The sequence below is a fragment of the Muricoccus harenae genome, assembly GCF_009848505.1.
Taxonomy (GTDB): Bacteria; Pseudomonadota; Alphaproteobacteria; order Acetobacterales; family Acetobacteraceae; genus Roseomonas; species Roseomonas harenae.
The window spans coordinates 66,967-85,905 of sequence record NZ_WWDL01000024.1 but is presented as its reverse complement, the minus strand read 5'-3'; the positions used below and the strand labels follow the sequence as shown (position 1 = coordinate 85,905).

General features: G+C 69.9%; 17 protein-coding genes. 8 read left to right on the top strand and 9 right to left on the bottom strand.

What is annotated here, in order from left to right:
- Positions 1-16: 16 nt before the first annotated feature.
- Both GSE44_RS17215 and GSE44_RS17210 read left to right on the top strand, forming a co-directional pair.
- A complete protein-coding gene (locus GSE44_RS17215) occupies positions 17-1,168 on the top strand; it encodes an amidohydrolase (RefSeq protein WP_159350062.1) in 1,152 nt (383 codons plus the stop codon).
- An 11-nt stretch (positions 1,169-1,179) separates the two neighbouring features.
- Complete coding sequence (locus tag GSE44_RS17210) at positions 1,180-3,828, top strand: bifunctional acetate--CoA ligase family protein/GNAT family N-acetyltransferase (protein WP_159350061.1); 2,649 nt, start codon at positions 1,180-1,182, stop codon at positions 3,826-3,828.
- Positions 3,829-3,844: 16 nt separating this feature from the next.
- On the opposite strand, the gene GSE44_RS17205 is transcribed toward GSE44_RS17210, so the two are convergent.
- From GSE44_RS17205 to otnI, 3 genes are all read right to left on the bottom strand, one after another.
- Positions 3,845-4,723 (bottom strand): helix-turn-helix domain-containing protein, encoded by an 879-nt coding sequence (locus GSE44_RS17205; protein ID WP_159350060.1) that lies wholly within the window; start codon positions 4,721-4,723, stop codon positions 3,845-3,847.
- A gap of 128 nt (positions 4,724-4,851) precedes the next feature.
- A complete protein-coding gene (locus GSE44_RS17200) occupies positions 4,852-5,730 on the bottom strand; it encodes a 2-hydroxy-3-oxopropionate reductase (protein WP_159350059.1) in 879 nt (292 codons plus the stop codon).
- 24 nt (positions 5,731-5,754) lie between these two features.
- Positions 5,755-6,534, bottom strand: a complete 780-nt coding sequence (gene otnI / locus GSE44_RS17195) for a 2-oxo-tetronate isomerase (protein ID WP_159350058.1) — start codon at positions 6,532-6,534, stop codon at positions 5,755-5,757.
- Positions 6,535-6,689: 155 nt separating this feature from the next.
- Here otnI and GSE44_RS17190 point away from each other — a divergent pair, with 155 nt between their 5' ends.
- From GSE44_RS17190 to GSE44_RS17170, 5 genes are all read left to right on the top strand, one after another.
- Entirely contained in the window at positions 6,690-7,757 is a 1,068-nt protein-coding gene (locus GSE44_RS17190) for an AI-2E family transporter (RefSeq protein ID WP_159350057.1), read from the top strand.
- A 166-nt stretch (positions 7,758-7,923) separates the two neighbouring features.
- Positions 7,924-8,898, top strand: a complete 975-nt coding sequence (locus GSE44_RS17185) for an ABC transporter permease (RefSeq protein ID WP_159350056.1) — start codon at positions 7,924-7,926, stop codon at positions 8,896-8,898.
- Between the two features lie 4 nt (positions 8,899-8,902).
- Positions 8,903-9,814 (top strand): ABC transporter permease, encoded by a 912-nt coding sequence (locus GSE44_RS17180; RefSeq protein WP_159350055.1) that lies wholly within the window; start codon positions 8,903-8,905, stop codon positions 9,812-9,814.
- Positions 9,814-10,803, top strand: coding sequence for an ABC transporter ATP-binding protein (locus GSE44_RS17175; protein ID WP_159350054.1), 990 nt, complete (start codon positions 9,814-9,816; stop codon positions 10,801-10,803). Before GSE44_RS17180 ends, GSE44_RS17175 begins: the two co-directional genes overlap by 1 nt.
- The gene (locus GSE44_RS17170; RefSeq protein WP_159350053.1) at positions 10,796-11,818 is read left to right on the top strand and encodes an ABC transporter ATP-binding protein; all 1,023 of its coding nucleotides are present in this window, start codon (positions 10,796-10,798) and stop codon (positions 11,816-11,818) included. Before GSE44_RS17175 ends, GSE44_RS17170 begins: the two co-directional genes overlap by 8 nt.
- Before the next feature lie 17 nt (positions 11,819-11,835).
- Here GSE44_RS17170 and GSE44_RS17165 read toward each other — a convergent pair whose 3' ends face one another.
- Together GSE44_RS17165 and ggt are read right to left on the bottom strand one after the other, a co-directional pair.
- The gene (locus GSE44_RS17165) at positions 11,836-12,321 is read right to left on the bottom strand and encodes a CreA family protein (protein WP_159350052.1); all 486 of its coding nucleotides are present in this window, start codon (positions 12,319-12,321) and stop codon (positions 11,836-11,838) included.
- A 53-nt stretch (positions 12,322-12,374) separates the two neighbouring features.
- Complete coding sequence (gene ggt, locus GSE44_RS17160; RefSeq protein ID WP_159350051.1) at positions 12,375-14,057, bottom strand: gamma-glutamyltransferase; 1,683 nt, start codon at positions 14,055-14,057, stop codon at positions 12,375-12,377.
- A gap of 36 nt (positions 14,058-14,093) precedes the next feature.
- Here ggt and GSE44_RS17155 point away from each other — a divergent pair, with 36 nt between their 5' ends.
- A complete protein-coding gene (locus GSE44_RS17155) occupies positions 14,094-14,486 on the top strand; it encodes a YraN family protein (RefSeq protein WP_159350050.1) in 393 nt (130 codons plus the stop codon).
- Positions 14,487-14,493: 7 nt separating this feature from the next.
- Here GSE44_RS17155 and mepA read toward each other — a convergent pair whose 3' ends face one another.
- The 4 genes from mepA to GSE44_RS17135 form a co-directional block, all read right to left on the bottom strand.
- On the bottom strand, positions 14,494-15,327 hold the full coding sequence (gene mepA, locus GSE44_RS17150; RefSeq protein ID WP_159350049.1) for a penicillin-insensitive murein endopeptidase: 834 nt from the start codon (positions 15,325-15,327) through the stop codon (positions 14,494-14,496).
- 79 nt (positions 15,328-15,406) lie between these two features.
- Positions 15,407-15,688, bottom strand: coding sequence for a hypothetical protein (locus tag GSE44_RS17145; RefSeq protein ID WP_159350048.1), 282 nt, complete (start codon positions 15,686-15,688; stop codon positions 15,407-15,409).
- An 8-nt stretch (positions 15,689-15,696) separates the two neighbouring features.
- Complete coding sequence (locus GSE44_RS17140; protein ID WP_159350047.1) at positions 15,697-17,070, bottom strand: HlyD family type I secretion periplasmic adaptor subunit; 1,374 nt, start codon at positions 17,068-17,070, stop codon at positions 15,697-15,699.
- Positions 17,067-18,800 carry a type I secretion system permease/ATPase gene (locus GSE44_RS17135; protein ID WP_159350046.1) on the bottom strand — a complete coding sequence of 578 codons (1,734 nt, stop codon included), beginning with the start codon at positions 18,798-18,800 and terminating at the stop codon, positions 17,067-17,069. The genes GSE44_RS17140 and GSE44_RS17135 overlap by 4 nt, the downstream gene beginning before the upstream one ends.
- Between the last annotated feature and the right edge of the window lie 139 nt (positions 18,801-18,939).

Below are 18,939 nucleotides of genomic sequence, written 5' to 3'. Positions count from 1 at the left end.
GCTAACTCCTCAGTCCATGGAACGAGATCTTGCCGAGACCCTCACGCGCTGGCGCCGCCACCTCCACGCGAACCCCGATGTCACCAAGGAAGAAGGGCCCACTGCGGCATTCGTCTTTGAACGTTTGCGTGAACTGGGTGTCACGGAGATTGAAACAGGAATCGGTGGCCACGGCGTGGTGGCAACCATCCGCCGAGGTGGCGGCAATCGTAGCGTCGGGCTCCGGGCCGATATGGACGCGCTGCCGATCCAGGAAACAAGCGCGGATCTTCCCTATCGCAGCACCCGCCCCGGCGTGATGCATGCCTGCGGGCATGACGGCCACACCACCGCCCTTCTGGGCGCGGCGGCGCTGCTGATGAAGGACGAAAGCTGGTCCGGCACCGTCCGCCTCGTCTTCCAGCCGGCGGAGGAAGGCGGCGGCGGTGCGCGCGCGATGGTTGAGGACAGGCTGTTCCACCGCTTCCCGATGGACCGCATCTTCGGTTGGCACAACTGGCCGGGCCTGCCGGTGGGGACGATCGCGGTGCATGAAGGGCCGGTGATGGCGGCTGGGCGCCGGTTCCAGATCATCATCGAGGGCCATGCGGGCCATGCCGCGCTGCCGCATCTGACGCATGATCCGATCGTCGCCGCCGGCCATGCCATCGTGGCCTGCCAGTCAATCGTCTCTCGTAACCTCGATCCGCTCGATTCCGCCGTGGTCAGCCTGACCACCATCGCGGGCGGCGAGGCCTGGAACCAGATCGCCGGCCAAGTAGTGATCCGCGGCTCCATGCGTTTCCTGCACCAGGCTACGGGCGAGCTGATTTCGGAAGGGCTGAGGCGGATCGCGCGTGGCCTGTCCGAAACCTTCCAGGTGAAGGCGACTGCTGAGGTGCTCGGCGGCGTCGACGCGACGACGAACCATCCGGCCGAGCGCGACTTGGCAGCCGGGGCTGCCGCTGCCGTTGCTCCTCTCCGCCGCGACCTGCCCGCCGCCATGACCGGCGAGGACTTTTCCGAGTTCCTGAAGCAGGTGCCGGGCGCCTTCGTCTGGATCGGCAACGGCCCCACCGATGGCGGCCGCGAGCTGCACAACCCGAATTACGACTTCGACGACCGGGTCCTGCCCACAGCGAGCGGCTTCCTCGCGGAGACCGCGAAGCGCGCCCTTTCGGGCGGATAGGGAGTTTCAGCGTGGCCCTGCCGGTCTCCGTTTCTGGTCACGGGCTGGCGCGCGGCTTCCAGGATACCGCGCTTTTCGCGCCGCGTCGGGTGGCCCTGCTGGCCGACCCGGCGGTCCCAGCCTCGGCCATCCTGGCGCGGAACCTCGCCGCGGGCGGGTTCAAGGGCCGGCTGCATGCGGTCGGTCCGGCTTGGCCAGGGCTGGAGCAGGCGGCGACCCTGGATGAACTCGGGGAGCCGCCCGACCTTGGCGTGCTCTCCCTCGCGCCCGAGGCGATCGAGCCCGCCATGGCCAGTCTGGCGGCGCGCGGCTGCTTCGGCGCGGTGGTGCCGGGTGCCGCGCCAGGGCTGGCGGCGATCTGCGCGCGCACCGGCGTACGGGCGCTGGGCGAGCACTCCTTCGGCCTTTGCATCCCGCCTGCGGGGCTGAACGCCTCGCTTTCCCATATCGCGCCACGCCCGGGCCGGTTGGCGTTGCTTTGCCAGTCCGCCGCGCTGGCGCGGGCTGTGATCGACTGGGCGGAGGGGGAGGCGGTTGGCTTCACTCTCATCGCCGGGATCGGCACGAACGCGGATTATGGCTTTGCCGGGGGACTGGACTGGCTGGCGCGGGATGCCGCCACGGGCGCCATCCTGCTGGACCTGCGCCGGATCAAGGACCGCCGCCGCTTCATTTCCTCCGCCCGTGCAGTCGCCCGCACCCGCCCCGTGGTGGCGCAGCGGCCGGGCCATGCCGGGCGGGATGTCGCCGATGCGGTGATGGGCGCCGCCCTCCGCCGCGCCGGCGTCTTGCGGGTGCAGGGACTGGAAGACTTGCTTTCCGCTGCCGAGACGCTGGCGCGAGTGCGGCCTTCGCCCCGTCCCGGGCCCGATGGCGCGCGGGGGAACCGGATCGCCATTGTCGCCAACGGGCTGGGGCCGGGGCAGATGGCGGCCGATGCCGCGCTGCGCGGCGGCGGGCGCCTTGCTGTCATCCCGGCGGATGCCCGTGCCGTGCTGGACCTCGCGCTGCCCGGCGGCTGGACCGGGGACAATCCCCTGGCCTTGCCGCTTGGCCAGGGCCATCGCCTCGCTGAGGCGGCCGCGCTGCTCTCCGCGGTTTCCGCCGTGGATTCCGTGGTCGCGATCCATGCCCCGGAGCCGGGCGAGGATGCGGCGCTTTCCGCCCAGGCCATGGCCGCCGCCGCCTCCGCATCCGGGCGCGGCGGCAGGGCCGCGCCGGTGCTGGCGGCTTGGCTCGGCCAGTCGACCGCAGCGCCGCAGCGCCGCGCCCTGGCCGAGCACGGGGTCGCCGTTTTCGCGACGCCGGAGGCGGCGGTGCAGGGCGCGCTGCATCTCGCCCAGGACCGCCGCAACCGCGCCGCTGCGGCAGAGCTGCCCCCGAGCGACGTGCTGGAGGTGACGCCCGACCGGGCGCGCGTCGCCGCGCTGTTTGCCGCCGTGCGGGCGGAGGGGCGGCTGGCGCTGGATGAAGCGGAGGCACTCTCCGTCTTATCGGCCTATGGCTTCGCCACCATCGCCCATCGTGCCGCGAGGAATGTCGAGGACGCCGTCGCGGCGGCAGAGGCCCTGGGATGGCCCGTGGCCTTGAAGGTGCTGAGCGAGAGACTTCCCGCCAAGACCGAGGTGGGCGCCGTGGTGCTGGACCTGCGGGATGCGGCGGCGCTGCGCGACGCGGCGGCGGCCATTTCCGCGCGGCTCGTCGCGCAATGCCCGGACCTCCGCCCCCGAGGCTGGATGGTGCAGCGCCAGGCGGCGCCGGGGGAGGAAGTGCGCATCCGGCTGGATGACGACCCGATGTTTGGTCCTTGGATCGGCTTCGGCCGCGGCGGGACCGCGGCTGAGATTGAGGCTGACGAGTCGCATGACCTGCCGCCGCTGAACCGTCCGCTGGCGCTGGCGATGATCGGCCGCACCCGGGTTGCCCGGCTGCTCGATGGCTTCCGGGACCGCCCCGCGGTTCCGCGGGACCGTCTGGCGGAGGCGCTGGTACGCCTGTCTCAGCTCGCGGTGGACTTCCCCGCCATTGCCACGGTCACCGTCAACCCGCTGCGAGCGGGCGCGCAGGGCGTCGTCGCGCTCGACGCGAATGTCACGCTGCGCCCGGAGGGGGAGACGGGCTTCCTCGCCATTCCACCTTATCCGGCAGAGCTATCCGAACGGTTCAGCACGCGGGATGGGCGGGCCCTCGTCATTCGCCCCATCCGACCGGAGGATGCCGAGGGCGTCACCGCCTTCGTGCGCCGTGTTTCACCCGAGGATATACGCTACCGCTTCTTCAACCGGCTGCGGGAGCTGCCTCCGGCCCAGGTCGCTCGCCTGACGCAGATCGACTACGACCGCGAGATGGCCTTCGTCGCCCTGGACGGCACGGCCATTGCCGCCACGGCCCGGCTGGTGCTCGATGGTGCCGAGGGCGGCGAGTTCGCCATCCTCATCGACGCGGCCTGGAAGCGCGGCGGCTTGGCGCGGCACCTGATGGGGCGGCTGGTGGAATGGGGCCGCAACCGGGGGTTGCGCCGCATCGCCGGCCAAGTCCTGGCCGACAACACGGCCATGCTGCGCTTCGTGCATGCCATCGGCTTCGCCACCCGGCGGACGGAGGATCCCGAAATCCTCGAAGCCTATCTCGACCTTGCCGAGCCGGTCGCCGCCGGCTGACCGGCGGATGTCCGCGTCAGTGGATGCGCGCTTCGGCGAGGAGGAGGCGAATCCGGGCTGCACCTTCGGCCCCTTTGCGGACCTCCCGCCAAGCGTTCTCCGCCACTCGCTGGTGGATCGACACCGCTTCGTCAGCGGCGGTGACCGTGCCGATGCCCACGGCCCCGATGGGCGGGCTGTCGGGCGGGAAGGGGCTGGAGCACACATGCGCACGGTCGCGTCCGCGCATGACGATGAAGTCACCGCTCGGTTCCGTCTCGGTCAGCAGGCCGAGCTGGATGCCCATCGGCACGCTTTCCATCAGCGCGGCGATGTTCTCGGCCTCCGCCCGCGCCGCGACCCGACAGCGCTGGCGCACGCGGTCCGACACGCTGAGCGCGGGGGCAATGCCGTCGGTGAGGGCCGCGCGGAGGGCGCGTTCGCTGATCATCGCGATGATCGAGGGTCGCCGCGCCTGGTAGAGGCGCTTGCGCGCGGTGAGGACGCCGAGCGCCTGCTCGGCGGCCGCATGGAAGGACAGCCGCTCGGCCGCGCCTTCGGCAGCGTCGCTGAAGGCCTCGGCCAGGGCCGAATCATGCGCGTCGGTGGTGACGAGCGTGCAAAAGGCACCGCCGAGTTGGAGGAACTGCTCCGTCTCCTCCTCCACCTGTCGCAGCCGTTCCTGCAGGGCGAGCGGCCGTGAGAAATATTCCACGCCGATCCCGAGCAAGGACAGCGGCGAGATCTTCAGCAGCTCCGCGAGGCGCCGGATCGTGTCCAGCTTGATCACCTCGCCCTTCTCGTAGCGGTACAGCGCCGCCCGAGAGACGCCGAGGCGTGCGGCGATCTCCTCTGCCCGGAGGCCCGATTCCAGTCGATAGGCCCGCAGCTGCTGACCGATATCAGCGAAACGCATGGTCGGCTCCCTGCCACGACGCCCGGTGACCCCGGGCGTCCGCTGCGCAGTATCTCACGAATTTGGACGTTTGAGTGTAAATGTAGCCTGCCTCGCCGCCAATTTTTATATGCCCATGGCGCGAGATTCTACCGGATCTCGTGCCCGGCCAGGATTTCCAGGGCGCGCACCATCGCCGAATGGTCCTGTTGGCCACCGCCCGCGGCGACGACCGCCGAGAAAAGCTGCTGCGCTGAGGCCGTGTTCGGCAGGGCAACCCCGAGCTCACGCGCCGACTGGAGGGCGAGGTTCAGGTCCTTCTGGTGTAGCGCGATGCGGAAGCCGGGATCGAAGGTGCCCTTGATCATCCGCTCGGCATGGACTTCGAGGATGCGGGAGGAGGCGAAGCCGCCCATCAGCGCTTCGCGTACGCGGGCAGGGTCCGCCCCGGCCTTGCTGGCAAAGACGAGCGCCTCGGCCACTGCCTCGATGTTCAGTGCGACGATGATCTGGTTGGCAACCTTGGTGACCTGCCCAGCCCCATTCGCCTCGCCCACCAGGGTGATGTTCTTGCCCATGGTCTGGAACAGCGGCAGCGCACGGTCGAAGGCTGCCTGCGGGCCACCGACCATGATCGTGAGCGCCGCGTTGCGCGCACCCACCTCGCCACCCGAGACGGGGGCATCCAGGTAGTCGCAGCCCTTGGCGTTTACGCGGGCGGCAAAGTCCTTGGTTGCGGTTGGGCTGATCGAGGACATGTCGATCACCAGCGTGCCGGGCTTCAGCGCCTCGGCCACCGCACCCTCGCCGAAAAGGACCGCCTCTACGTCGGGCGTGTCGGGCAGCATGAGGATCACAACCTCGGCGCCCTTCACTACCTCGGCGGGCGAGGGAAGGACGGTCGCGGCCTCGCGGATCTCCGAAGTCAGGCTGGTGCGCTCGGGCACCAGCAGGTCGTGCCCCGCCTTCTTCAGGTTCAGGGCCATGGGACGGCCCATAATACCAAGGCCGATAAATCCGATCTTCATATGCATCTCTCTCCCATGGGCAGGTCAGGCGCGATAGGGGGCGAACCAGCCGAGCCCATCCTCGGTGATCCCGGCCGGGCGGTACTCGCAGCCGATCCAGCCGCGATAGCCCATGGCGTCAAGCCGCCCCAGCACGAAGGGCCAGTTCACCTCGCCGGTGCCGGGCTCGTTGCGGCCGGGCGTATCGGCAATCTGGGCATGGGCGATGAAGGGCAGAAGCGCCTCGAAGCGGCGGGTTATGTCTCCCTCCGTCACCTGCGCATGGTACAAGTCGAACTGCAGGCCCAGACGCTCCGGACCGATCGCCTCGATGATCGCCACGGCCTGGGTGGTGGTGTTCAGGATGTAGCCGGGAATGTCACGGTGGTTGATCGGCTCGATCACCGGCTTAACCCCCTGTGCCGCGCAACGTTCCGCGGCCCAGGCCAGGTTGGCGGCATAGGTGGCGGTCAGCGTGTCGCGCGCGACGCCCCCCGGCGTCAGCCCAGCCATCACATGCAGCCGGTGGCAGCCAAGAGTGCCGGCATAGTCCAGCCCGCGGGCTACGGCTTCGCGGAACTCCTCCTCGCGCCCGGGAAGGGCGGCGATGCCCTTTTCGCCTCCGTCCCAATTGCCCTGGGCGGTGTTGAACAGAACCAGGGTCAGCCCGGCATCGTCCAGCCGCGCCCGGATATCGGCGGCCGGGTATTCGTAGGGAAGGAGGAACTCGACCGCCTCGAAGCCCGCGGCGCGTGCCCGGGCGAAGCGGTCCAGGAACGGGACCTCGGTGAACATGAGCGACAGGTTGGCGGCGAAGCGCGGCATTCGACGGTCCTCTCCGGCCCCTCTGCGCACCGGGTGGCCTGACCTAGAACGCTAACGCGATTCGCCGCCGTCGCCCAAATCCATCTGGCGTGCGGCGATCCGTTGGCCCGCCCGCGCGGCCGAGCCATAAGGTGTGGCGCAGCCCGGGGGGCCCCATGTCCGACGAAAAGCAGTTCTTGGTCCGCCTCATCGGCGTGGCGGCGCTGGCCCTGCTGCTTGCCGGCTGCTTCCTCGTCCTCCGGCCCTTCCTTTCGTCGCTGCTCTGGGCGGCAATTCTCGCCTTCACCACCTGGCCCGCCTACCGCTTCCTCACCGACCAGGCGAGGCTGCGCCCCTCCTGGGCCGCGGGGGTGATGGTGGCGGGGATGATGCTGGTGATCGGCCTTCCACTGGCCCTCGCGGCGCCAACCAGCCGGGAGGAGATCGAGGGGCTTCGCAACGGAATCCAAGGCTTTCTGACGGACGGGTTGCCGGCGCTGGGCGCCGCAGTGGGCCGGTTGCCCTTCATCGGCCCCTTCCTGCAGGATCGCTTTGGGGCGCTGGATCTCGGGGTTGGCAACCTCTTCGCCATGCTGCGTCCCTATGCGGGCAGCGTCGCGCAGATGGCGCTTGGGCTTGTACTGGCCATCGTCTCAGGCGTGGCCGAGCTGCTCGTCGCCATTCTGCTCGCCTTCTTCTTCTATCGCGATGGGCCACGCATGGCGGAGGCGCTGGACCGCATGGCCGAGAACATCGCCGGCGGGCGGGGCCGGCGGCTGGTGGTGCTCACCGGGGCTGTCACGCGCGGCGTGGTCTATGGGCTGCTCGGCACGGCTGTAGTGCAGGGGGCGCTGACCGCCCTTGGCCTTTGGGTATCGGGCGTGCCCCACCCGGTGCTGTTCGGAGTGCTGGCGGGGGTCATTTCCATCCTGCCGGTGGGTGCGCCGGTGGTCTGGATACCAGCGACGATCTGGCTGCTGGCCACGGGCAGCACCGGCTGGGGCATCTTCCTCGGCGTCTACGGGGCGGCGGGCATCTCTTCCGTGGATAACTTCATCCGTCCCTGGCTGATCGCCCGGGGCGCCGATCTGCCGCTGCTGTTGACGCTGCTGGGGGCACTGGGCGGTGCCTTCGCCTTTGGGCTCCTCGGCCTCTTTCTCGGGCCGGTGCTTCTGGCGGTGACTTACTCCGTGATTAAGGAATGGGCCCAGGATGGTCGCGGCCGTGGTCCAGCCGCAATGTAACCTGCCTCCGGATGACAGTGGTGCGGGGTTTGCAGAGCTTCTGCGGGGCTGATGTAGGGGCGGGGGCTATGAGGGAACAGAACTTCGGCATCGCGCTGCGGTGCGATGCGATGCGGAATCCTGCGGACCGGGTGGACGTCTCGGCTCCGGTCCGGTAGGCGAAACCGTGCTTGCCTTTGTCCTCTCCCGGATCCTCCAGGCCGTGCCGGTCATGTTGGCCGTCGCCCTGATCGCCTTCGTGCTCTTCTCCTTCGTGGGCGATCCCATCGCCACCATGCTGGGGCAGGAGTTCACGCCGGCGCAGCGCGACGCGCTGGTCGCCGCGCTGGGGCTCGACCAGTCCGTACCCGTGCAGTTCATCCGCTTCGTCGGCAATGCGCTTCGTGGCGAGTTCGGCCTGTCCTACCGCCTGTCCCGCCCCGTCTCGGACCTGATCCTCGAGCGCGCCCCGGCGACGCTGGAGCTGGCCTTCTGCGCTTCGGTGGTGGCCCTGGCCGTCGGGGTGCCGATGGGGGTCTATACCGGCCTCTACCGCCGCTCCTGGCTCAGTCGGGCCTTCCTGACCTTCAGCCTGATCGGCGTCTCGCTGCCGACTTTCCTGATCGGAATCCTCCTGATCCTCGTCTTTTCCGTCACCCTTGGCTGGCTGCCGAGCTTCGGGCGAGGGGATACGGTGCAGCTGGGCTGGTGGAGCACGGGGCTGCTGACCGCCTCCGGCTGGAAGGCGCTGGTGCTGCCCTCCATCACCCTCGGCATGTTCCAGCTGACCCTCATCATGAGGCTGGTGCGGTCCGAGATGCTGGAGGTGCTCCGCTCGGACTATGTGAAGTTCGCCCGCGCCCGGGGGCTGCGGGAGCGCTCCATCAATTTCGGCCACGCATTGCGCAATACGCTGGTGCCGGTGATCACCATCGTCGGGCTGCAGCTCGGCTCGATCATCGCCTTCTCCATCGTGACGGAGACTGTTTTCCAATGGCCCGGCATGGGGCTTCTCTTCATTCAATCCGTCAGCTCGGCCGACATCCCGGTCATGGCGGCCTATCTTCTGCTGATCGCGGCGGTCTTCGTGGCGATCAACCTGCTGGTCGACCTGCTCTACTATGCGGTGGATCCACGGCTGCGCGCCGGGCGTGGTCACTGAGGCGATGAGCGCTCTCTCCCGTCTGTGGGACAGCGATCTCTTCTGGTCCTTCCGCACCACGCCCACAGCCGTGATCTCGGCCGTGGTGGCGCTGGTCTGCATCCTGGGTGCTGTCGCGGCCCCGATCCTGGCGCCCTTCAACCCCTTCGACCTCGCCAGCCTCGACCTGATGGACGCCTTCAACCCGCCCGCCTTCATGGAGGAGGGCTCCATGGCCCATCTCCTTGGGACGGACGACCAGGGGCGGGACGTCCTATCGGCCATCATGTATGGCGCGCGGGTGTCGCTCTTCGTCGGCATCTCAGCCACGGCCTTCGCCCTGCTGCTGGGCGTGCTCGTGGGGCTGGTCGCGGGCTATGCGGGCGGGGTGGTGGATGCGGTGCTGATGCGCATCGCCGACATCCAGTTGACCTTCCCGAGTATCCTCGTCGCGCTGATGGTGGATGGCATCGCGCGCGCGGCCCTGCCGCGCGAGGTGCATGACCACCTCGCCCTTTACGTGGTGATCTTTGCCATCGGCGTGTCGGACTGGCCGCGCTTCGCCCGTACCGTGCGCGGCTCGGCGATGGTGGAGCGCAACAAGGAATACGTGCTCGCGGCGCGGGTGATCGGCATCAGCCCGGCGCGCATCATGCTGACCCATGTGCTGCCCAATGTTCTGGGCCCGCTGCTGGTGCTCGCCACCCTCAATCTCGGCCTCGCCATCCTGTCGGAGGCTACCCTTTCCTTCCTTGGCGTCGGTGTGCCGCCGACCCAGCCCTCCCTCGGCACCCTCATCCGCATCGGCAACGACTTCCTGTTCAGCGGCGAATGGTGGATCTCCATCTTCCCCGGCCTGGCGCTGGTGGTGATGGTGCTGTCGGTGAACCTGCTGGGCGACTGGCTGCGCGACGCCTTGAACCCGAGGCTGCGCTGATGGCCGCTCTGCTGGAGGTCCGGGACCTCGTCGTCGAGTTTCCCACGCGGCGCGGCACGCTCCGCGCGCTCGACCGCGTCTCCTTCGAGATCGCGCCGGGCGAGGTGCTGGGCGTGGTGGGGGAGTCGGGCGCCGGAAAGTCCATGACCGGCGCCGCAATCATCGGCCTGCTGGAGCCGCCGGGGCGCATCGCGGGCGGCTCCATCTTTCTCCGCGGCCAGCGGATCGATAACCTGCCCCCGCGCGAGATGCGCAAGATCCGGGGCAAGCGGATCGGCGCCATCTTCCAGGACCCGCTGACGACGCTGAACCCGCTCTACACGGTTGGCCACCAGCTGACCGAGACGATGCGGACGCATCTCGACATCGACGCGGCCGAGGCCCGACGCCGCGCAATCGGCTGGCTGGAGATGGTGGGCATCCCCGCCGCCTCCGAGCGGATCGACGCTTATCCACACCAGTTCTCCGGCGGCATGCGGCAGCGCGTGGTGATTGCCCTCGCCCTTTGCGCCGAGCCGGAGATGGTCGTGGCCGATGAGCCGACCACGGCACTGGACGTCTCCATCCAGGCGCAGGTGATCGCCCTGCTGAAGCGGCTGACGCGGGAGAAGGGTACCTCCGTGATGCTCATCACCCACGATATGGGCGTGATCGCGGAGACCGCTGACCGGGTGGCCGTCATGTATGCCGGGCGCGTGGCCGAGATCGGCCCCGTGCGCTCGGTGGTGAAGGCGGCGGCGCATCCCTATTCGGCGGGGTTGATGGCCTCCATCCCGCCGCTCTCGCACAAGGTGGATCTGCTGCCGCAGATCGACGGCGCCATGCCGCGCCTGAACGCGATTCCACAGGGCTGCGCCTACAACCCGCGCTGCCCGCATGTCTTCGACCGCTGCCGCGTGGAGCGCCCCGAGCTGCTGGACGCGACTGAGACCAAGGCCGCCTGCTGGCTCTTTGACAGCCAGGCGCCGCGGGAGCGTGCCCATGTCTGAGGCGCCCATCTTTGAGGCGCGCGACCTCAGCCGCCATTTCGACGTCTCGAGACCCGCGCTCCAGCGGATCCTGGCAAGGGAGGGCAAGCGCACTCTGCGCGCCGTGGACGGCGTGTCCTTCGCCATCCCGCGCGGGACCACCATGTCCCTGGTGGGCGAGAGCGGCTGCGGCAAATCGACCGTCGCGCGCCTTGCGGTCGGGCTCTACGAGCCGAGTGCCGGCTCGGCGCTGTTCGAGGGGCAGGAACTGGCGGAGGCGCGGAAGTCGGTCGCGCAGCGCCGCCGGATGCAGATGATCTTCCAGGACCCCTATGCCAGCCTGAACCCGCGCTGGCGGGTGGCAAACATCATCGGGGAGCCGATCCGCGCCTTCGGTATCGCCAATGGCGGCGGGGCGCTGCGGGAGAAGGTGGGGGCGCTGCTGAAGCAGGTCGGGCTCTCGCCTGCGGATGGCAACCGCTTCCCGCATGAGTTCTCCGGCGGGCAGCGGCAGCGCATCTCGATCGCGCGCGCCCTGTCCTCCAACCCGGACTTCCTGGTCTGCGACGAGCCCACCTCGGCGCTCGACGTCTCGGTGCAAGCGCAGATCCTCAATCTGATGAAGGCGCTGCAGCGCGACCTTGGCCTGACCTATCTTTTCATCAGCCACAACCTCGCCGTGGTGCGGCAGGTGAGCGACCGGGTGGGAGTGATGTATCTCGGACGGATCGTGGAATCCGCGCCCGCAGAGACGCTCTTCACCGCCCCGCGCCACCCCTATACGCGCGCCCTGATGGAAGCGATCCCGGACCTGGAGATGGCCGGGAGGGACCGCCAGCCCGTCGGCGGCGAGGTGCCGAGCCCGATCAATCCGCCCTCCGGCTGCACATTCAATCCGCGCTGCCCGTTGGCGAATGGCCGCTGCCGCGCCGAGCGGCCGGCTCTGATCCCGGCGCGCGGTACGCCCCAGACCCTCGTCGCCTGCCACGCCGTCGAGGAAGGGCGCGACGGCTTCGAGGCGCGGACGGCGGCCTGACCGGCGGGGCGCGCCCTCTAGCGAATGCTGGTGGCGACCGGCACGACGGCCACGGCGCTGAAGGGTGACCCTTCGACCAGCTTGGTGGACCAGGCGAGATAGACCACGGCGTTCCGCTGCTCATCGACAAAGCGATGAACCCTGGTTTCCTTGAAAAAGAAGGAGGTGGAGCTCTCATGCACCACCTCGCCGCGCTCGCCGCGCTGCGCGCCGGGCAGGATCTCCACCGGACCGGTGGCGGCGCAGGAAAGGGCAAAGCGAGCCGGGTCCTCCGCCACGCCCACCATGCCGGAGATGCCGCCGGTGCGCGCCTGACTGATGTAGCAGGCGACGTTGCGCACATCCGGATCGTCGAAGCGCTCCACCACGATACGGTGGCTGCGGGTCAGGCCGAGATTGGTCAGGGCCGTGTTCACATAGCCGATTTGCGCCGTCTCGTCGGCCGCTGAGGCGGGGCCGGCGAGGGCGATGGCGGCGAGCAGGGCGAGGGCGGGGCGGCGCATGGGTCTTCTCCGTCTTCGGCCGCAGGTCGCGCGGCGTCCTTGCTCAGATGGGGTCACTCTCCGATCGCGACACCCTCGCGGCGCGGATCGGCGCCGCCGGCGAGCCCTGCAGGCGTCACGCGTATGGCCTGAAGGCCGGAATTCATCGGGCGGATGTCGATCCGCTGGCCGCGCGCCTGGAGGGGGCCGGAGAGTTCGGTAGCGGGCGTGCCCTCCTCCAACTCCACGGCCCCGCCCAACGTGCCGACATGCGGCAGCGAGACGGCTTCCTGCGGCGGCAGATTCCAGTCCAGCAACGCGACCAGCGTCTGGGCGACATAGCCGATGATGCGCGCCCCGCCGGGCGAGCCCACCACGGCGAAGAGCTTGCCCTGCGCGTCAAAAGCCAGGCTGGGCGACATGGAGGAGCGTGGCCGCTTGCCGCCCTGGACCCTGTTCGCCACGGCGCGGCCCTCGATATCCGGGCGGAAGGAGAAGTCGGTCAGCTCGTTGTTCAGGATGAAGCCGCCGACCATCAGCCGGGCACCGAAGGCATCCTCCACGGTGGTGGTCATGGCGACGGCATTGCCCCGCGCATCGACGATCGAGATGTGGCTCGTGCCGTTCTCCACCGCCTCCGGCATCGGCGCCTGGCGCAGCGTCTCGCGCCAGCGGGGATTGCCCGCGCGGGGCTCGGTGATCGCGCGCCCAGGCGAGACGAGCTGTGCGCGGAGGGTGAGATAGGCCGGTTCCAACAGGCCGCGCACGGGTACGGGCACGAAGTCGCTATCGGCCAGGTATTGCGCGCGGTCAGCGAAGGCCAGCCGGCCGGCTTCCGCGATCAGCTGCGCGGCTTCGGGGCCGTGCGGGTCCAGGCGCGGCATGTCAAAATGTTCGAGCACGCCCAGGATCTGTCCCACCGCCACCCCGCCGGAAGAAGGGGGCGGGAAGCCACAAATCCGGTAGGCACGGTAGGGGTGGCAGAGCGGCTGGCGCTCCTTCGCGGCATAGGCGGCGAGGTCGTCCACCGTCATCAGCCCGCCTTCGCCATGGCCCCGAACGGCGTTGGCGATGGCGGCGGCGATCGGGCCGCGCAGAAGCGCCGCGGATTTCTCCTGGGCGATGCGCCGGAAGGTCTCGGCCAGGGCGGGGTTTCGAAGCCGCTCGCCCTCCGTCAGCGGGTTGTTGCCGCCGCGGAGGAAGTAATCACGGGTGGAGGGGTGGCGGACGAGGCGCGGGGCATCGGCCGCAATGACCGCGGCCAGATGCGCGGAGACGGGGAAGCCCTCCTCCGCCAGGTCGATGGCGCGCTGCCACAGTGAATCCCAGGGCAACCTGCCGTGGCGGGCATGCGCCAGCTCCAGCATCGCGACCGTTCCCGGCACGCCGACGCTGCGGCCGGAAAGGACTGCATCATAGAAGGGCAGGGGCGTGCCGTCGGGTCGCAGGAAGAGATCGGGCTGCACGCCGGCGGGCGCGGCCTCGCGCCCGTCGAAGGCGGAGACGACCTGGTCCTCCGCATCCCAGTGCAGCAGCAGGGCGCCGCCGCCGATGCCGCTGGATTGCGGCTCCACCAGAGTGAGCACGGCCTGAACGGCAACCGCCGCATCCACCGCGCCGCCGCCGCGGCGCAGCGCATCCAATCCGGCCTCGGCCGCGAGGGGATGCGCCGCGGCCACCATCTGCCGCCGGGCTGGCTCCTGGGCGAGGGCCGGCAGTGCCAGGAGAAGAAGGAGGGCGGCGATCAGTTGGCGCATGGCCGACTCCATGGGTGTACGGGCTAATCTGCCAGGGTGGACCCCGAAGCCAAGCAATCCGATGCGCAGGAGCAGGCCAGGCGCGCTGCCGAACGGCGTGGCCTCGAGGCCGAGGCGCGCGCAGCATCGGCGCTGGAGGCGCGTGGCTGGAGGGTGCTGGCCCGGCGCGTCCGCAGCCCGCGCGGAGAGCTGGATCTGGTCGCCGAGCGGGAGGGGCTGCTCGCCTTTATCGAAGTGAAGAACCGGGCCAGCCTGGCCGAGGCGGCCTTTTCAATCGCGCCCCGCCAGCAGGCCCGGATCATGGGAGCGGCCGAGCTTTGGCTTGCCGCCCATCCCGGCCATGGCGTGTCCGGCATCCGCTTCGACGTCATCCTCGTCGCGCCGCAAGGGATGAGACGAGTGGAGGACGCTTTCCGGGCCTGGGGCTGAGCCGCGCTCAGTGTCCGGAAAGGAGGGCGGTGCAGGCTGCGGGCAGGCGGGGCGGTGGGCCTGGAGTGCCGCGGCGGGGCGGGTTGCGCGCCTCGGGGCTCAGCCACCAGGCCAGGCTCGCATCGCAACCGTCGCCCGGCGGCGGGGGCGGAATGTCATGGCATTCCGGGCTTCCGGCCGGGCAGCGCAGGCGAATGTGCATGTGGCTGTCATGGCCACGCCAGGGCCGGACATAGCGCAACCAAGGCTCGCCGGCATGAGCGGCGCAGAGGCTGCGCTTGATGCCGTGGTTCACCAGTACGCGGTCGAGGCCCGGCAACTCGGCGGCCATGCGGATCAGCCGTGCATGCGCATCGGTGAAGAGGCGCGGGTCGGCGGCGGATTCGTCGGGCAAGACCAGGGAGCGTTCGGGGATGGACTCCCGCGCTTCGGCCGGAAGCCGGGGCTTGAGCGAGAGGTCGAGCCAGATATCGGCGTCCAGCCCGGTCTGGTGGCTCGCATGGCCCCAGGGCAGCGGCCCGCCGCGCGGCTGCCCGAGATCGCCGATCCAGAGATCGGCATATCCAGCCTGCCGCGCCCGCCCGGCAAGGCTGCGGAGGGCGGAGATCAGGACGGGATGGCCCCAGTTGCGGTTGCGGGAAAGGCGCACGGCCTGCCAGCCCGGACCTTCCGGCGGCAGCCGCTCGGCGCCCTGGATGCAGCCGAGCGAGGTGCCGCCGATGCTGCGTGCCGGTCCGTCCGAAGGTGCCGGGACGGCAGCCCAGCGGGACGCGGGCTGGGCCTGCGCCGGCATGGCCGCCAGTGCGGCGAGAAGCAGGAGGAGAGGGATGCGATACGCCATGGCGCAGCATCCCTCCACGCGGCCGGATCGGCCAGGGGGTTATATCCATGCCCGCCAGCGCGGGCCGGATCTGCCCAGCTCAGCCCTGGAAGCGGAAGGCGGCCGGGGGCCCGTCGGGCGCGGCTTCCCCGCCTGCCGCGGGCGCGGCAGCCTGGGCCTCACGCGCCTTCGCCTCGACCTCGCGCAGGAGCCGGGTGATGGTTCCGGCCACCCCGGGAAGCTGCGCCAGCGGGATTACGAGCAGCCCGCTCGGCGACGGCTTCCCGTCGCCATCCTGCACGGCCAGCTTCAGCCGCGCCACGCCATGCCGGATGCTGGCTTCCAGGACGCCGTCGGCGAAAAGGGTCGGGAGTTCGGCCATGCTCAGTCCTATTGCTCGCGGAAGGCGCGGTGGAAGCTGTCGAGGATCGGCTGGATCATGTAGCGCAGGAAGGAGCGCTCGCCGATCTGGATCTGCGCCTCGACCGGCATGCCGGCACGCAGCTCCACATTCTCCAGCCGGGCCAGCTGGCCCTCGTCGATGGCGATGCGCACACGGTAGTATTCGCGCATCGTCCGCTCCTCGCTGGTCACGTCTCCCGCAACCACCGTCACTTCGCCGTTCAGGAAGGGCACCAGGCGCTGCTTGAAAGCGGGCAGCCGCACCTCGGCCTGGAGGCCGGGATGCACCACGTCGATGTCGGTGGGCGCGACCTGCACCTCGGCGATCAGCTTGTCGCGCGCCGGCACGAGTTCCATCACCGCCTCGCCCGCGCGCACCACGGCGCCGGGGTTGAAGAAGCGCGTGTTCAGGATGGTACCGTCCTCCGGCGCCAGGATTTCGCGGCGGGCGGAGACGTCCTCGGCGGCGCGCAGCTTCTCCTCGACCTCGTTGAGCTTTGCGCGGATCTCGCGCCCTTCGGTCGAGACCTCCTGCACCCGCTGGTCGAGCACCTGCCGGATCTGTGCCTCGGCCTCGGCCACCTGGGCGCGGGCGCGGTCCTTCTGGGCGGTCAGGTCCGCGATGGTGCCCTCGGTGGCGGCGAGCTGCCGCTGCAGCGCGAGCAGGCGGGGCATACGCTCCAGCCCTTGGCGCACCAGGCCGCGGACGTCCGCTTCCTCGCGCTGGAGAAGCTCGAGCTGCCGCCTTTGGCTGATCAGCTGCGCCTCGGCGGAGGTGCCGACCGACTGGTGCTGCAGGATGCGCTGCTCGAGCACCTGCAACTGGCTCCGCAAGCTGGCTTGGCGGGAGGCGAAGAGGACACGCTGGCCGTTGATGGCTTCCAGGGCCCGGGCCTCGTTGGCCTGCATCAGCGCAGGCGCGAAAGCGATCTCCGTCGCCCCCGCGAGTTCGGCGGCGATGCGGCTGTCCTGGGCGAGGAGGGCCCAGCGCTGCGCCCGCAGGGCATCATGGTTCGCGCCGGCCTGCACGTCGTCCAGCCGCATCAGCGGCTGTCCGACGCGCACGGTGTCGCCGTCCCGCACGAGGATCTCGCGCACGATGCCGCCCTCCAGATGGGCGACGGTGCGGCGGCTGCCTTCGGCCTTGATGACACCGGGAGCGATGGCGGCCTCGCTGAGCGGCACCAGCACGGAAAAGGCAGTCAGCCCGCCGCCGAAGGCCAGGAGCGCAGCCAAACCGAGCATGACCGGCCCGCTGGTACGCGGCCGGGGCCGTTCCAGGATCGGCTGCGTCACGGGCGGCGAGGAAAAGGGGACGGCCGGCAGGCCGCCGGCGGCATTGGAGGTGGTGGTGAGGCTCATGCGGCCACTCCCGGAAGACTGGGGCCCGGGCGGGGGGCTTGGACGGGACGGGGAGCGCGGAGGCGGGCCAGCACCTCGGCGCGCGGGCCGAACAGCTCCGCCGCGCCGTCGCGCATGACCAGAACCTTATCGACGCCCTGGATGAGGGACGGCCGGTGGCTGACCAGCACCACGGTGCTGCCCGCCGCCTTCAAGGCCGCAAGCCCCTCGAGCAGACGCGCCTCGGCATCGCCGTCCAGGCTGCTGTCGGGCTCGTCCAGGATGATGAGGCGAGGGAAGCCGTAGAGGGCGCGGGCGAGGCCCACCATCTGCCGCTGCCCGCCGGAAAGCGGGGCGCCGCCATCGGCGATCTCGGTTTCGAAGCCCTGCGGCAGGCGCAGAATGGCATCCTGGCAGCCCGCAAGACGTGCGGCGCGGTGGACCGCCTCGGGCGGCGCATCCGGCTGCAGCCGTGCAATGTTGCGGAACACGGTGCCCTCGAACAGCTCCACATCCTGCGGCAGGTAGCCGATATGGCGGCCCAGGTCCTCGCGCGGCCAGGTGGAGAGATCGGCGCCGTCTAGCCGCGCGCTGCCGGCGATCGGGGTGAGGGTGCCGACCAGCAGCCGGAGCAGGGTGGTCTTGCCCGAGCCCGACGGACCGATGATGCCGAGGCTCTCGCCGGGCTCCAGGCTGAAGGAGACACCCTTCACCAGCGGGGTCATCTGGCCCGGGAGGCCGAAGGTCAGGCGTTCGGCGGTCAGGCGTCCCTGGGGGGCGGGAAGGGGCTCCGCATCCGGCCGCAGGCGCGGCATGGACAGGAAGGCGCGAAGCCGGCGCAGCGCCTGGCGGGCCTGGACAAGGTTCTTCCAGCCGCCAATCAACTGCTCCACCGGAGCCAGGGCACGGCCCATGATGATCGAGCCGGCGATGGCCGCGCCCGAGGTCATCTCCTGCTTCAGGGTGAGCCAGGCGCCGATGCCCAGCACGGCGATCTGGACCGCCAGCCGGACGAACTTCGTGGCCGACATCAGTATGGCGGCGCGATCCGCGGCCTTTTCCTGCAGCGGCACGGCCTGGGAGACCGCCGAGCGCCAGATGCGCAGCAGGGCGGGCAGCATGCCCATGGCATCCGCCGCCTCGGCGTTGCGGGCGATGGCGTCGGCCCGCTTCTGGGCAGCCATGGAGGCGGTGCCAGCCTGGCGGAGCGGGGCGGAGGTTGCCAGCTCACTGGCCAGCGCCAGGGCGAAGAGGATCACGGCGCCGCCTGTTGCGATCCAGCCCAGCATCGGGTGCAGGAGGAAGACGACGCCGAGGTAAATTGGCACCCAGGGCACGTCATAGAGGGTCAGCGCCCCTGGGCCTGAGAGCCAGTTGCGGCAGACGGCGAGGTCCCGCAGGGCCTCCATGCGATAGGGCCGGTCCCGCAGCGTGGCCTCCAGGGCGCGGGCAAAGCCCTCAGGCGCGACCCGGCTCTCCACCCACACCGCCACGCGCTGCATGACCTGAGAACGCACCCCCTCCAGCAAGGCCAGCACCCCGATCGCGCTGATGGCGACCAGGGTCAGCCAGAGCAGCGTGTCCGTGCTCCGTGTCGCCAGGACACGGTCGAAAACCTGCATCATGTAAAGGGAGACGGTAAGTTGAAGCAGATTCACGACGAGGCTGAATACGCCTACCGCTGTGAACTGCGACCGACAGGCGGCAAGAGTATTGGACAACGCGTCCGCCTTCGGAACCTTCAAAACCATACGTTCATGCTCTCCGTGGAGCCCCGGGCCCGCCAAGTCGTGGCGTGTAACCGAGCGCTGTCAACGGTGACGCTATACCACCGCCCCGCGCATCTATGGTCAATTAAGTTTGTCGAAGCCTTCTATACTTGGGCGGACC

Excerpts from the sequence above, each read along its gene's own strand:
- GSE44_RS17215 (WP_159350062.1), top strand. The coding sequence starts at position 17 with ATGGAACGAGATCTTGCCGAGACCCTCACGCGCTGGCGCCGCCACCTC.
- GSE44_RS17205 (WP_159350060.1), bottom strand. The coding sequence starts at position 4,723 with ATGCGTTTCGCTGATATCGGTCAGCAGCTGCGGGCCTATCGACTGGAA.
- GSE44_RS17200 (WP_159350059.1), bottom strand. The coding sequence starts at position 5,730 with ATGAAGATCGGATTTATCGGCCTTGGTATTATGGGCCGTCCCATGGCC.
- otnI (WP_159350058.1), bottom strand. The coding sequence starts at position 6,534 with ATGCCGCGCTTCGCCGCCAACCTGTCGCTCATGTTCACCGAGGTCCCG.
- GSE44_RS17190 (WP_159350057.1), top strand. The coding sequence starts at position 6,690 with ATGTCCGACGAAAAGCAGTTCTTGGTCCGCCTCATCGGCGTGGCGGCG.
- GSE44_RS17180 (WP_159350055.1), top strand. The coding sequence starts at position 8,903 with ATGAGCGCTCTCTCCCGTCTGTGGGACAGCGATCTCTTCTGGTCCTTC.
- GSE44_RS17175 (WP_159350054.1), top strand. The coding sequence starts at position 9,814 with ATGGCCGCTCTGCTGGAGGTCCGGGACCTCGTCGTCGAGTTTCCCACG.
- GSE44_RS17170 (WP_159350053.1), top strand. The coding sequence starts at position 10,796 with ATGTCTGAGGCGCCCATCTTTGAGGCGCGCGACCTCAGCCGCCATTTC.
- GSE44_RS17165 (WP_159350052.1), bottom strand. The coding sequence starts at position 12,321 with ATGCGCCGCCCCGCCCTCGCCCTGCTCGCCGCCATCGCCCTCGCCGGC.
- ggt (WP_159350051.1), bottom strand. The coding sequence starts at position 14,057 with ATGCGCCAACTGATCGCCGCCCTCCTTCTTCTCCTGGCACTGCCGGCC.
- mepA (WP_159350049.1), bottom strand. The coding sequence starts at position 15,327 with ATGGCGTATCGCATCCCTCTCCTCCTGCTTCTCGCCGCACTGGCGGCC.
- GSE44_RS17145 (WP_159350048.1), bottom strand. The coding sequence starts at position 15,688 with ATGGCCGAACTCCCGACCCTTTTCGCCGACGGCGTCCTGGAAGCCAGC.
- GSE44_RS17140 (WP_159350047.1), bottom strand. The coding sequence starts at position 17,070 with ATGAGCCTCACCACCACCTCCAATGCCGCCGGCGGCCTGCCGGCCGTC.
- GSE44_RS17135 (WP_159350046.1), bottom strand. The coding sequence starts at position 18,800 with ATGGTTTTGAAGGTTCCGAAGGCGGACGCGTTGTCCAATACTCTTGCC.